Annotated in this window: 15 protein-coding genes; 12 read left to right on the top strand and 3 right to left on the bottom strand. The window is 70.6% G+C overall.

What is annotated here, in order from left to right:
- A partial coding sequence (locus BMG523DRAFT_RS01060) for a cbb3-type cytochrome c oxidase subunit I (protein ID WP_043590139.1) occupies nt 1–452 on the top strand: 452 nt, incomplete at its 5' end.
- 12 nt (nt 453–464) lie between these two features.
- A complete protein-coding gene (locus BMG523DRAFT_RS01065) occupies nt 465–866 on the top strand; it encodes a cytochrome c oxidase subunit 4 (protein WP_011437500.1) in 402 nt (133 codons plus the stop codon).
- 52 nt (nt 867–918) lie between these two features.
- On the opposite strand, the gene trpD is transcribed toward BMG523DRAFT_RS01065, so the two are convergent.
- Together trpD and BMG523DRAFT_RS01075 are read right to left on the bottom strand one after the other, a co-directional pair.
- Nucleotides 919–2082, bottom strand: coding sequence for an anthranilate phosphoribosyltransferase (trpD, locus tag BMG523DRAFT_RS01070; protein ID WP_011437499.1), 1164 nt, complete (start codon nt 2080–2082; stop codon nt 919–921).
- A gap of 19 nt (nt 2083–2101) precedes the next feature.
- Nucleotides 2102–2530 carry a response regulator gene (locus BMG523DRAFT_RS01075; RefSeq protein WP_011437498.1) on the bottom strand — a complete coding sequence of 143 codons (429 nt, stop codon included), beginning with the start codon at nt 2528–2530 and terminating at the stop codon, nt 2102–2104.
- A gap of 393 nt (nt 2531–2923) precedes the next feature.
- Between BMG523DRAFT_RS01075 and BMG523DRAFT_RS01080 the strand changes: the two genes are divergently transcribed.
- From BMG523DRAFT_RS01080 to BMG523DRAFT_RS01115, 8 genes are all read left to right on the top strand, one after another.
- On the top strand, nt 2924–3364 hold the full coding sequence (locus tag BMG523DRAFT_RS01080; protein ID WP_011437497.1) for a Fur family transcriptional regulator: 441 nt from the start codon (nt 2924–2926) through the stop codon (nt 3362–3364).
- Between the two features lie 24 nt (nt 3365–3388).
- Nucleotides 3389–3829, top strand: a complete 441-nt coding sequence (locus BMG523DRAFT_RS01085) for a rubrerythrin family protein (RefSeq protein WP_011437496.1) — start codon at nt 3389–3391, stop codon at nt 3827–3829.
- 185 nt (nt 3830–4014) lie between these two features.
- Nucleotides 4015–4611, top strand: a complete 597-nt coding sequence (locus tag BMG523DRAFT_RS01090; protein WP_011437495.1) for a DUF3501 family protein — start codon at nt 4015–4017, stop codon at nt 4609–4611.
- A gap of 236 nt (nt 4612–4847) precedes the next feature.
- Entirely contained in the window at nt 4848–5303 is a 456-nt protein-coding gene (locus BMG523DRAFT_RS01095; protein ID WP_011437494.1) for an SseB family protein, read from the top strand.
- Between the two features lie 328 nt (nt 5304–5631).
- Nucleotides 5632–6270 carry a heme-copper oxidase subunit III gene (locus BMG523DRAFT_RS01100; protein ID WP_035941687.1) on the top strand — a complete coding sequence of 213 codons (639 nt, stop codon included), beginning with the start codon at nt 5632–5634 and terminating at the stop codon, nt 6268–6270.
- Nucleotides 6271–6275: 5 nt separating this feature from the next.
- A complete protein-coding gene (locus BMG523DRAFT_RS01105) occupies nt 6276–7193 on the top strand; it encodes a c-type cytochrome (protein WP_043590198.1) in 918 nt (305 codons plus the stop codon).
- Nucleotides 7190–8512: a Rieske 2Fe-2S domain-containing protein gene (locus tag BMG523DRAFT_RS01110; protein ID WP_011437491.1), complete on the top strand. Its 1323-nt coding sequence runs from the start codon at nt 7190–7192 to the stop codon at nt 8510–8512. The genes BMG523DRAFT_RS01105 and BMG523DRAFT_RS01110 overlap by 4 nt, the downstream gene beginning before the upstream one ends.
- Nucleotides 8509–10092 (top strand): ubiquinol-cytochrome c reductase cytochrome b subunit, encoded by a 1584-nt coding sequence (locus BMG523DRAFT_RS01115; RefSeq protein ID WP_011437490.1) that lies wholly within the window; start codon nt 8509–8511, stop codon nt 10090–10092. The genes BMG523DRAFT_RS01110 and BMG523DRAFT_RS01115 overlap by 4 nt, the downstream gene beginning before the upstream one ends.
- Nucleotides 10093–10119: 27 nt before the next feature.
- Here BMG523DRAFT_RS01115 and BMG523DRAFT_RS01120 read toward each other — a convergent pair whose 3' ends face one another.
- The gene (locus BMG523DRAFT_RS01120) at nt 10120–11874 is read right to left on the bottom strand and encodes a DEDD exonuclease domain-containing protein (RefSeq protein WP_011437489.1); all 1755 of its coding nucleotides are present in this window, start codon (nt 11872–11874) and stop codon (nt 10120–10122) included.
- Nucleotides 11875–12181: 307 nt separating this feature from the next.
- Here BMG523DRAFT_RS01120 and BMG523DRAFT_RS01125 point away from each other — a divergent pair, with 307 nt between their 5' ends.
- Nucleotides 12182–12592: a VOC family protein gene (locus tag BMG523DRAFT_RS01125; RefSeq protein WP_011437488.1), complete on the top strand. Its 411-nt coding sequence runs from the start codon at nt 12182–12184 to the stop codon at nt 12590–12592.
- A gap of 144 nt (nt 12593–12736) precedes the next feature.
- Nucleotides 12737–13132: an HIT family protein gene (locus BMG523DRAFT_RS01130; RefSeq protein ID WP_011437487.1), complete on the top strand. Its 396-nt coding sequence runs from the start codon at nt 12737–12739 to the stop codon at nt 13130–13132.
- The last annotated feature ends 31 nt before the right edge of the window (nt 13133–13163 follow it).

Genomic DNA, 13163 nt, shown 5'->3' on the forward strand with positions numbered 1-13163 from the left:
CCTACTTCTGGTTCCCGAAGGTCACGGGCCGGCTGATGAACGACCGGCTCGGGAAGATCCACTTCTGGACGGTCTTCCTCGGCTTCCACACGACGTTTCTGGTGCAGCACTGGCTCGGCGTGCAGGGTATGCCCCGCCGGTACGCCGACTACGGACCGAACGACGGGTTCACCACGCTGAACACGATCTCGTCCGCGGGTTCGTTCCTGCTCGCCCTCTCGACGCTGCCGTTCATCTACAACCTCTGGCACTCCTACCGCAAGGGCCCACTCGCCGTCGTCGACGACCCCTGGGGCTACGGGAACTCGCTGGAATGGGCGACCTCCTGCCCCCCGCCGCGGCACAACTTCCGGACGCTGCCGCGCATCCGCTCCGAACGCCCGGCGTTCGACCTGCACTATCCGGCCACGATCGGCCGGATCGACTACCACGCGACTCCCGAGATCAGTTAAGGCGGCCATGGCATGAAGGTGGAAGGCATCATCTTCAACTTCTTCGGAGTTTTCGCCGGGGCCGCCGCGCTGGTGTACTGGTTCTGGTCGAAGGACCCGACCGGCACGGCCGCGCTGACCCTCACCACGGGGCTCGGCCTGCTCGTCGGCGGATACTTGATCTTCACCGGCCGGCGGATCGGGATGCGCCCGCAGGACCTGCCGGATGCGGAGGTCGCCGACGGGGCTGGGGAGCTCGGGCACTTCACCCCGGGCAGCTACTATCCGTTCTTCATCGGGGCCAGCTCGGTGACGGCGGCGATGGGCCTCGTCTTCGGCGTCTGGATGATCATTCTCGGTGCGCTTCTGGTCGTGGTGTTCGTGACTTGCCTGGTCTTCGAGAACTTCTGGCACCCGCCGGTGCCCGAGGACTGATCCCGCCCGGGTCGGGGTCGCCCTTCCCTCGGGGGCCCCGACCCGGGCGGGATCAGAGAGCCGTGGCCGCCGCCGCGTCAACCGCTGCGGCGCTCTGGCTCGCGGTCACCCAGCGCTCCAGGACGGCCCGGGCGGCACCGGAGTCCACCGCCTCGGCCGCCCGGGGCAGGGCGGCGGCGATCTGCTCGGTGACGGGGGCATCGGAGGGGCCGGCCGCGGCGACCAGGGCGGTGGCGGCGGCGAGCAGGACCGCGTCGCGGACGGGTCCGGGCTCACCGGCGAGCACCGACCGGGTGACGGCGGCGTTGTAACGGGCGTCCGCGCCGCGCAGCGCGGCGTGGTCCGCGACGTGGATGCCGACGTCGCGGGGGTCGAACCGCTCGCGGCGCGGCTGTCCGGCGCCGGCCGCGACGACCCACACGGCGGACGTCGTCACCGGGGTGAGCTCGTCGAGCCCGTCGTCGCCGCGGAACACCAGCGCCCGGGTGCCCCGGTCCGCCAGCACCCCGGCGACGACGGGAGCGAGCCGCGCGTCGGCGACGCCGATTGCCTGCGCGCCGGGGCGGGCCGGGTTGCTCAGCGGCCCGAGGATGTTGAACGCGGTGGGCACGCCGATCTCGCGCCGGACCCCGCCGACGTGCCGCATCGCCGGGTGGAAGACCTGGGCGAAGCAGAAGGCGATGCCGGCCGTAGCCAGGCACGCCTCGACGCCGGACGGCGACAGGTCGACCACGACACCGAGCTCCGCGAGCAGGTCCGCCGAGCCGCAGGATGACGACGCGGCCCGGTTTCCGTGCTTGACCACCGGCACACCCGCGCCGGCAACGACCAGCGCGGCCATCGTCGACAGGTTCACGGTGTGGGAACGGTCGCCACCGGTCCCGCAGGTGTCCACGGCGCGGGCCCGTACCCGCTCGGACAGGCTCAGGGGCGTGGCACTGGCCAGCATGGCCTCTACCAGGCCGGCGATCTCCTCCGGCGTCTCCCCTTTGGACCGCAGCGCCACCGCGAACCCGGCCACCTGCGCGGGCGAGGCGACCCCCGCCATGATCTGCTGCATCGCCCAGGCGGTGCGCGCGGAGTCCAGGGACTCGCCCGCTAGCAATGCTCCTATCAGCTCCGGCCAGCTCGTCCCGGCGGTCGGGAGAGCCCCGGCGGGGGACGCCCCGGCGGGGGAGCGGCCGGTGTGGGAGTGGGATGCGCCAACGGTGGTCATACCTCGGAAGCCCTGGATCTCAGTGGGCGAGCTGGGCGCCGGTGAGCGGCCGACGGGCCACGGCGCCGCCGGCACGCGCCCGCAGCAGTGTCACGACCGCCTCGGTGAGTAGACCCGGATCGATCGGATGGGTGACCACCGCATCCGCCTGGGACCAGGTGGCGAGCCAGCGGTCGTCCGGGCGGGCGACCAGCAGGATGGTCGGCGGACAGTTGGTGACCTCGTTCTTCAGCTGCCGGCAGAGCCCCATGCCCCCGCTGGGGGTGGCCTCCGCGTCGAAGACGCACAGATCCGCCTCGTGATGATCGACTACGCCGATCGCCTCGGGGGCGTCGGTGGCCTCGACGAACTCGATCGGACCGAGGTCGGCGGCGGGGAGACGGCCGATCGCGTTCCGGACGTGTTCGCGCACATCCGCTCGGTCGGCGTAGACGAGGACGGTGCTCATGTCGTCCGCGGGCCTTTCGCGAGAGGTGACCACCGCCGACCGGCGGCGAGCCGACCAGCGGTGAACTGCGGACCGCCCTCCAGGCACCTCGGAACTCCAGGCACCCGGAGCTCCGGGCGCCTCGGAAGTGGACGCTGCCATGTGAGAGTTGTCCTGTGCAGGCTACCTCCCGCGGACCGTTGGACGTGACCCGTGTCGCATCGCCCGACTGGCCCTCGCCGGGCCGGGTGAGGTCGGGATCACAGCTCCCTGGTTGCCTTCGGATCGTCCCGGGAGTGATACTGAGAATCGTTCTCAACCGGTGGATCCTGATGCCGGCCGGACCATGTGACGCCTCGAGCGTGATCGCCGGCGGCCTGGGGCGTTCCACCGCCGTACGACGGGCGTGATCCTATGAACGACCAGACCGATCTTCGTCTCACTCCGCAGCGGATGGCCGTGCTGGCGGTGCTGGCTGCCGCCCGCGACCATCCGACCGCGGCCGAGGTCCACGAGCGGGTGCGGACCGTATCCCCGGGGATCGGCAGTGCGACCGTGTACCGCACACTGGCGTTGCTGGTATCCGCCGGCCGAGCGCTCGAGCTGAACCTGGGCGACGGCACGGCGGCCCGGTACGACGCCAACACGAGTCGTCACGACCACGTGGTCTGCGACGGATGCCGTCGGGCGGTCGATATTGATCATCCCGTCCTCGACGGGATGATGGCCCAGATCGCGTGTCGCTCGGGATTCGCCATCACCGGGTACGACCTGCGGTTCCGGGGGCTGTGCCCGGACTGTCAGGCGAACGGCTCCGGCCCGGCCCGCGGCGCGGCCGGGACCGGCCAACAGTGAACACCCATCCACAAGGAGCGCTTCATGCCGAAGCTTGACGGCACCAAGACCCACGAGAACCTCAAGGAGGCATTTGCCGGCGAGAGCCAGGCGAACCGGCGTTACCTCTACTTTGCCCGCCGGGCCGACATCGAGGGGCTGACCGACGCCTCGTCGCTGTTCCGCGACACCGCGGAGGGCGAGACCGGTCACGCCTTCGGGCACCTGGACTTCCTCGCGGAGGTCGGCGACCCGGCGACGGGCGAGCCCCTCGGTACGACCACGAAGAACCTGGCCAGCGCCGTCGCCGGCGAGACCTACGAGTTCACCGCAATGTACCCGGGCTTCGCCAAGACCGCCCGCGAGGAGGGCTTCGAGGAGATCGCGGACTGGTTCTCGACCCTCGCCCGGGCGGAGAAGACCCACGCCGGTCGGTTCAAGAAGGCCCTCGACGCGCTGTCGGCCGAGGAGACGGCCGACGCCTGATCGTCGGGGTTTCTCGATCTACCGGGCCGGGGTGGCGGGGGCGATGTCAGTAGTCCCTCGTCGCCACCCCGGCTCGCATCGTCGCTCCCGCGCCGTGGGCCCTCGGCCGATTCGTGGGCCCTCGGCCGTTCCTGGACCGCCCGCCCGTTTACGGATCCCAGCATTTCCGGACAGGAGATCGCACGGTGGCGCTGACCATCGCCGACATCACCACCGACCACCAGGCGTACGCGGAGCGCCGGCTGCGGCTGCGCAGCCAGATGATCCTGGTGCGCGCCGAACGCCGGGTACGGGTCGGGGACATCGTCGTCCTCGAGTTCGAAAACGAGCAGACGCTGCGCTACCAGGTGCAGGAGATGGTCTACACCGAGCGGTTGACCGCCTCCGCCGACGTCGCCCACGAGATCGATGCCTACTCCCGCCTGCTACCCTCCAGCCACGTCCTCACGGCGACGGTGTTCATCGAGCTCTCGGTTCTGGAGACCGTCCGCGAGGAGTTGGGGCGGCTTGCCGGGCTGCAGCACAGTCTCGCCCTGGAGATCGGCGGAATCCGGGTGGCGGGCGAGGAGATCCCCGGCCTTGACGAGGATCCCGACATGCCCACCGAGACCGTCTCCGTGCACATGGTGCGCTTCGCGCTGACCGATTCGCTCCGGGACGCCTTCCGCGACCCCGGCGTGCCGGTCGAGCTTGTCGTGGAACACCCGGAGTACAGCGAGGCGACGCCGTTGACCGGAGCTACCCGGCGTGTCCTCATCGCGGATCTCGCGTTGCGGTCCTGACCGGCTCACCCGGCCGCTGCCTGCCGGTCACGGTCACGGCTGGCCACGGCTGGCCACGGCTGGCCACGGCCGGTCACGGCCGCGGGTCCCCGTCGCGGGTGAGGTCGGACGCATCCGCGGGTAGTCGGTTCGCGCGCCGCGGGATGGGTAGGCGGAACATCTAGGGCACGCGTCCGTGTCGGCACGTCCGTCCGCCCGTCAACGTCAGCACGTTCATCCACGTCAGGGAGCCACCCGTGACCGATGACCAGCTACGTCCCGACCGCATCCGCCCCGGCGCCGCCGTCCCGCCCGGCGTCCCCTCCGCGCAGGGCACGGCCGCGCGGGCCGCGCTGCACCGCCTCGCCGAGGGCAAGGACGAGTGGGCCGCGCTCGGTGACCTCGCCGCCGCCGAGGTCCTGTTGCCCGACCTCGGTAACGACATCACCGATCTGTCGGAGGAGGACGACAGCCTCCTGCAGCTGCCGGTGGCCGAACGGCAGGACGGCACCCAGTTCGTCCCGACGTTCACCTCTGAGCAACGCCTGGCCGAGGCGCTGCCGGAGGTGGCGCGTTACCGCACGGTCCAGGTGGCGGCCCTGGGCCGGATCTGGCCGTCCGACGATCTTCTGCTCGCGGTCGATCCCGGCTCGGAGGGCGGCATCGCCCTGCCGGCGGACGGCCTGCGGGCGCTCGCCGCGATGTCCGGCTGAGGCCCGCCCCGGCCCGGCGTCACGTCACGTCACGGTCGGGGGTCACGGCGCGGTCGGGGGTGTCCGTGTTGGCTCGACTGTGCCCGCCGGAGGGCGCTGGCGGGCCGGTGTGTCGCGGGTGAGGCACGCAACATCGGCCGGGTCAGCCTTGTCGCTCCGCGTCGTTCGTAGGCCAACTGACATCGCTGTGACCTGCGTTTTTCCAGCTACGGCAGGGCTTTGCCGGGCAGGCGAGGCAGCCGCCACGATGATTCGGGGCGGTCATCGACGGGTCGTAGTCCTACCGAACGTCGAACCTACAGTGGCGCGTGGGCCGTCCCGTGCCAGAATGACCGACGTGGCCTCAGCCCCCGTCCTCGAGAAGGCTCCTCCACCACACCCGACGGCCAACCGTCCCTCGATGGTCTCGGTTGGCACGGTCGTGTGGCTGTCGTCGGAGCTGATGTTCTTCGCGTCCCTGTTCGCGATGTACTTCACGATCCGTTCGGTCAACAGCGGCAACTGGCCGCCGGTCACCGGCGACCCCGCCGGATCCGAACACGGACCCGTGGAGCTGCACGTCGGGTACGCGTTGTTCTTCACCGTGATCCTGGTCCTGTCCAGCGTCACCTGCCAGCTCGGCGTGTTCGCCGCCGAGCGTGGTGACGTGTACGGGCTACGGCGCTGGTACCTGATCTCGCTGATCATGGGTCTGGTGTTCGTCGGCGGCCAGGCGAACGAGTACTTCAGCGAGAACAAGTTCACGATGGCATCGCACGCCTACGGATCGGTGTACTACCTGACCACCGGTTTCCACGGGCTCCATGTGATCGGCGGTCTCGTCGCCTTCTTGATGGTGCTGGGCCGATCGACGTACGGGCGCTTCACACCGGAGAAGGCGACCTCGGCGATCGTCGTGTCGTACTACTGGCACTTCGTCGACGTTGTCTGGATCGCCCTCTTCGCGACCATCTACCTCCTCCAGTGAGCGACATGACTGCATCCTCGGGCACCTCGTCATCCTCGGACACGCCGTCGGGCATCCCACCGTCGGGCACCCCGGCGTCGGGCACTGCGGCGTCGCGATCCTCGGTGTCGGTCACCGCCACGAAGCGGTTCTCGCGCGGACGCCGTTCGTCCGCGCGCCGCCGCCGGAGGTCCTCCGCGCTGGTCATGGTCCTCGGCCTGCTGGCCACGGGGGTGCTGTGGACGGTGCTGGCGCCGGGCGGCAACGCCGCGCAGACCCCGGACGCCAACGAGGCGGTCCGGCAGGGCCGGGCGCTGTACCTGCAGGGCTGCTCGACCTGCCACGGGCTGGGAGCGCAGGGCACGAACACCGGGCCCAGCCTCATCGGCGTCGGCGCCGCCGCGGTGGACTTCCAGGTGTCGACCGGCCGGATGCCGCTGGCCGCCCCCGCCGCGCAGGCCGACCGCAAGCCCCCGATCTACTCGGCGACCCAGATCGACCAGCTCGCCGCGTACATCCAGAGCCTTGGCGGCGGCGAGGAGGTGCCGAAGGTCACGGACGCGGCGCTCAACGACGCCGACCTGTCGCACGGCGGCGAGTTGTATCGGGCCAACTGCGCGCAGTGCCATCAGGCCGTCGGGCAGGGCGCGCCGCTGACCTACGGCAAGTTCGCCCCCTCGCTGAGCGAGGCCACCCCGGTGCAGGTCGTCGAGGCCATGCGGACCGGGCCGGAGTCGATGCCGGTGTTCGGCCCGCGCCAGCTCAACGAGGAGGACGCGACCGCGATCGCGGCCTACATCAAGCACATGAAGGAAGCGCCGAGCGCCGGTGGGTACAGCCTCGGTAACTACGGTCCGGTGCCCGAGGGACTGCTGGCCTGGCTGGTGGGCGTCGGTGCCCTGCTGGGTGTGTGCCTGTGGATCGGAGCGAGGCAGAAGGTATGAGTGACCAGACGGGCCGGGGCACGCCGGGGCCGGCGGATTCCGGTGCGGACCAGCCGTCCGTTCCGACGGACCGGCGCATGCACTACCCGGGCTACCAGGGCGAACCGGCCGACGAATCTGACCAGGACTCGATGAGCAGCATCTTCAGAAGGGCGAAACACCCGGTGGACACCTCCGGCCAGCCCGCCGGGGGATCCGGGGTGTCCGCCGGCGGCCCGGACGTCCCGGCCGGGACGTCGGACGGCCCGGAGGCCTTGGGCACGCCGCCCCACCAGACCGATTCGACCCGTGAGCCCGCGACCACGGCCGTTCGCCCGCAGGCGGGGGTCATCCAGCCGACCTACGGGGAGCGGGCCGCCGGTGGGGTGACCGTCCGTCCGCCGCGCGCGCAGGACGTGGACCGCCGGGCCGAGCGGCGGGCGGAGCGGCTGATTGCCGGCTGGTTCCTGATCTCGGTGATCGGCACCGTCGGGTTCGTTGTCACCAACTTCGTCGGTGACAAGTACAAGGCGTACTACACCCCCTCCCTCGGGGCCGCGCTGGGCCTCGCCGTCGGTGGGCTCGGCATCGGCCTGATCCTGTGGGCCAAGCGGCTGATGCCGCACGAGCAGGCCGTGCAGGAGCGCCACGCGTTCGCCTCCTCCAAGGAGGAGATCGCCGTCACCGAGGAGGAGATCGCGGCCGGGTTCGCCGACACCGGCCTCGCGCGCTACCCGTTGCTGCGCCGCACCCTGCTCGGGGCGGGCACCGTGCTCGGCGGGCTGATCGTGGTGCCGCTGCTGAACCTGACGAACACCAAGCCGGGCAAGAAGCTCGACCACACGAGCTGGGTGAAGGGTGCCCGCCTCGTCACGGAGGACGGCCGTTACGTCAAGCTCGGCGACGTCGCCATCGGCGGCATCGAGACGGTGTTCCCGGCCGTTCCGGTGACCGAGTCCGACGGCACCGTTGCGTACCAGCCGAAGACCGATGTCCAGACCAAGGCCGACAGCACGACGCTGCTCATCCGGCTGCCACCGGGGGTCGACCGCCCCCGCAAGGGCCGGGAGGACTGGGGCGTCGACGGCCACGTCGCCTACTCCAAGATCTGCACGCACGCCGGCTGCCCGGTCAGCCTGTACGAACAGCAGACCCATCATCTGCTCTGCCCCTGCCACCAGTCCGTCTTCGACGTGCGGGACGGCTGTCGGGCGATTTTCGGGCCGGCCAGCCGGTCCCTGCCACAGCTTGCCATCGCCGCGGACAAGGACGGGTTCCTCTACGCCCGTGACGGTGACTACCACGAGCCCGTCGGTGCCGCCTTCTGGGAGCGCTCATGACCACCGCATCCGCCCCCGAGTTCGTCAAGCGGCCGGGCCCGATCCGGAAGGCCAACCGTGAGCTCGACGAACGGTTCGGCAACCAGGCCTTTCTGCGGCGCAACCTGAACAAGGTCTTCCCCGACCACTGGTCGTTCATGATCGGGGAGATCGCCCTCTACAGCTTCGTCGTGCTGCTGCTGACGGGCATCTACCTGACTCTGTTCTTCGACCCGTCGAACACCGAGGTCATCTACAACGGTTCCTACGTCCCGCTCAAGGGCGTGGAGATGAGCCGGGCCTACGCCTCGACGCTGGACATCAGCTTCGACACCCGGGCCGGTCTGGTGTTCCGCCAGATCCACCACTGGGCCGCGCTGGTCTTTGTCGCGTCGATGATCGTGCACATGTTCCGGGTGTTCTTCACCGGCGCGTTCCGCAAGCCCCGTGAGACCAACTGGCTGATCGGCATCGGTCTGGTCGCCCTGTCAATGCTCGAGGGCTTCGCCGGCTACTCGCTCCCGGACGACCTGCTCTCCGGCACCGGTCTGCGGATCGCGGCCTCGATCGCCCAGTCCATCCCGATCATCGGGACGTGGGCGTCGTTCCTCGTGTTCAACGGGGAGTTCCCGGGCGTCAACTTCCTGCCCAGGCTCTACGTGACGCACATCCTGCTGGTGCCGGGTGTCCTGCTCGCCCTGATCGGCGCGCATATGGGCATCCTGTGGCACCAGAAGCACACGGACTTCCCCGGGCCGGGCAAGACCGAGGACAACGTCGTCGGCCACCGGGTCTTCCCCGTGTTCGCGGTGAAGTCCGGCGGGTTCTTCATGCTGGTCTTCGCGATGCTCGCGCTGCTCGGCGGTCTCGCCCAGATCAACCCGATCTGGATGTTCGGCCCGTACGACCCGTCGAAGGTCAGCTCGGCCTCCCAGCCGGACTGGTACATCGGCTTCCTCGACGGCTCGACCCGGCTCATGCCGCCCTGGGAGTTCCGCGGGCTCGGGCACACCATCCCCGCGGTGTTCTGGCCGACTGCCGTCCTGCCGGGCATCCTGTTCACGCTGGCGGCGCTCTATCCCGCGCTGGAAGCCAGGTTCACCGGGGACACGAAGCCGCACAACCTGCTGCAGCGGCCACGGGAGGCGCCGACCAGGACCGCGATCGGCGCGATGGCGATCAGCTTCTACCTGGTGCTGATGATCTCCGGTGGTAACGACATCATCGCCAAGACCTTCAGCATCTCGCTGAACGCGATGACCTGGGCCGGCCGCATCGGGCTCATCGTCGTGCCACCGATCGCCTATGCGGTGACGAAGAAGATCTGCATCGCGCTCAACCAGAAGGACGCCGAGATCGAGCATCACGGCATCGAGACCGGGATCATCCGCCAGCTTCCCAGCGGGGAGTTCGTGGAGGACCACCGCCCGAAGCCGACTCCCGTCCCCGACCATCCGCTCGTCCCGACGGACCGGTTCGAGCTGCCGGCGGCCAACGGGCATGGCGACGGTCACGGCAAGGGGCTTGCGCGCCGCGCAGGCAAGGCCGTGACCGGGTTCTTCGTCGAGGAGAAGCAGCCACCCGGCGGCGGCCGGCAGTAGCCGCCCGGCCTGACGGAGCACGTCACGTCAGGCCGACGGGAACCATCCGTCACCGTCATACGCACGTACCGACCGGCCGGGGGCCGCACCGAATCCGGCTGCGGCGCGGATGGCGCCCGCGGCCGGCCAGCTCCACTCGCCCTCCAGCCGCACGAGCCGCACCCCAGGCCCACCGAGCCAACGGGCGATGCGTTCGGTCTCCTCGACGGAGGCGCACGGGGCCGGACCGGGCCGCGGCCGCACCGTCTCGGCGCTGGCGACCGCGGCGTCGACCCAGGGCCGCGGATCGACACCGGGCGGCACGCTCGCCGCCGACACCAGCCGACCGTGACGCACTACGGCCAGATCCCAGCCGGCCTCGGCGGTCGGGGCCGCGGCGACGAGCTCGGCGACCCCGGTGAGGGCCGACAGCCGCTGGGCACGTGCGGCTGCGCGGACGAACGCGATCATCCGGTCCCGCTGGACGGCGGCCTCCTCGTAGCGCCGCTCGGCGGCCAGCCGGTCGATCCGCCGCGTCGAGGCGGCGATGACCCGGCCCGGATCGCCGGTGATGGCGGCCCGGGCGGCGGCGACGTGCCGGCCGTAGCTCGCCACGTCCTCCCGGCCGTCGCACGGCGCTCCGCATCTGCCGAGGTCGGCGAGGGTACAGGCGGACCGGCGCACGCGCGGGGACAGGCGCCCGGAGCACTGGCGCAGCGGCACCGCGGCCAGCAGCGCCTCGGCGGCGGCGTCGGCGGCGCGGACGCTGCCGAACGGCCCGAGATAGGTCGCGTCGTCACGGGCGGCGCGCACCCGTGAAAGCCGTGGGAATGGCTCGTCGGTGAGCTTGAGATACACGGAGCGCTCCGGGAAGCGGGATCGGCGGTTGTACGGCGGCTTGTACTCGGCGATCAGCCGCAGTTCCCGGACCTCGGCCTCCAGGGCGTGCGCGCATCCGATCGCGTCAACCCGCTCGGCCAGCGCCACCATCGCCGCCATCCGCGTCCGGGGCTCGCTGGCGGTGAAGTAGGTACGGACCCGGGAGCGCACCGAACGCGAGGTGCCGACATACAGGGCTCGTTCGTCGGCGTCCCGGAAGATGTAGACACCCGGGCCCGTCGGCAGGCCGTCGGCCAGATGCCGTTTGCGTCGCTGGGCCGGCGACACCCGGGAGCTGTAGTCGTGCAGGTCCTCCAGGGTGGTCACGCCCGCGTTGCCGAGCCGTTCGAACAGCCCGTGCAGCACGTCGACGGTGGCCCGGGCGTCCGCCAGCGCCCGGTGGCGGGGCTCGACCGGGCTGCGGAACAGCGAGGCCAGCGACGTGAGCCGGCAGTCGGGGCTCTCGTCTCTCGTGACCACCCGCCGGGCGATACGCAACGTGTCCAGATACTCCCAGACGGGTACCGGATAGCCGCAGAGCTCGACGGCGGCGCGCAGGAAGCCGAGGTCGAACGGGGCATTGTGGGCGACGAGAACGGCGCCGCGGGCGAACTCCAGGAAGGTAGGCAGCACCTGCGTGACCGGCGGCGCCGTCGCCACCATCACGTCGGTGATGCCGGTGAGCACCGAGACCATCGGAGGGATGCCGACGCCCGGCCGGACCAGGGTGGCCATCTCGGCGAGGATCCGGCCGCCGCGGACCCGGACCGCGCCGATCTCGGTGATCTCGTCGCGTCCCGGGGAGGTGCCCGTCGTCTCCAGGTCGAACACGACGAAGGTCACGTCCGCCAACGGACGACCGAGATCATCCAGCCTGCCCTGTCGGGGCGGCCGGGGACGGTCCGGGGCGGGATCTGGGCGCACGGCGTCACGGTAGGTCCCACCCCCGACAGTTTTGCGCCCGGGATCGTCCGCGGACCCGGATGCGAAAGCAGGTCCGCCTCGCCGCACGTCGTCATGGAGGTTCCGGGTCATGGAGGTTCCGGGTCGCGGGCCGGTGGAAAACGACTAACGCTACCTGCTCCGTAGGGTGCCGGGTGTGCCACGGGCCGGTATTGGCCACGAAATTCTCCGCGGTTGTCCCGTTCATGGTCCCGTCGGGGCAGTCTGGTGCTTCTGTCGGGGCGTGCGCTCAAGCGTGCGGCCCACTCGGCAGGCCTGCGTGCGTCGAATGCGGAATCATGCCCAGGTGGCATGGTTCGAGACGAACGGCATTCGAGTGGCGCGGGTCGCGGTCGACTGTTTGAACGTTGACGTGATGGTGCGCTTCTGGTCCGCCGCATTGGGATACGAGGTGAGCCGGCGTGACGACGGGGCGATCCTGCGTCACCCGGCCGGCGCGGGACCCAAGCTCCTTCTCAGGCCCGGGGCGAAGCGCAATGCCGGCCGTAACCGGCTTCATCTGGATCTCTACGCCGTCGACGCGGAGCGTGTGATCGGCTGGTTGTCGACCCTCGGTGCCCGCCGGGTATCCCGGTACGACGACGACGGGGAGAGCGGATACGTTCTCAAGGATCCGGAGGGTAATGAGTTCCGGGTGATGACGGTTGGGCCAGCGGGATTTGCGCGCCCCTTCGTCTGACACCCCGGCGGGCCGGACTCCCGCGGGGCCGGACTCCCGGCGCGCCCAGCGGAAAACGTGACAGCTCGACGGCCGGGTGAACGGCCATCGGCCATCGGGTGCTGTCGTCACGTGCCGGACGACCCGGTCGATAGGGTCGCACCCATGCCGAGCGTCTTCACCCGGATCATCAACGGCGAGCTTCCCGGTCGCATCGTCTACTCCGACGAGCATGTGGTGGCGTTCCTGACGATCGCGCCGATCCGGCCGGGACACACCCTGGTTGTTCCCCGCACCGAGATCGACCACTGGATCGATCTACCCGATGACCTCCAGACCGCGCTGTGGAGCGCCGCGGCGACGGTGGGCCGCGCCATCGACGCGGCCTTCCGACCTCGGCGGGTGGCCGCGCTCGTCGCCGGGCTGGAGGTCCCGCACGTCCACGTGCATCTCCTGCCGATCGAGGACGAGACGCAGATCGACTTCAGGCTCGCCGACCACAACCCCGACTCGGCCGAGCTCGATGCCGTGGCCGAGCGGATCCGCGCCGCCCTCGGCTGAGCCGGGTACCGGTCTGGCGCGGTTCTGGCGG

The sequence above is a fragment of the Frankia sp. BMG5.23 genome, from assembly GCF_000685765.2.
GTDB lineage: Bacteria > Actinomycetota > Actinomycetes > Frankiales > Frankiaceae > Frankia > Frankia casuarinae.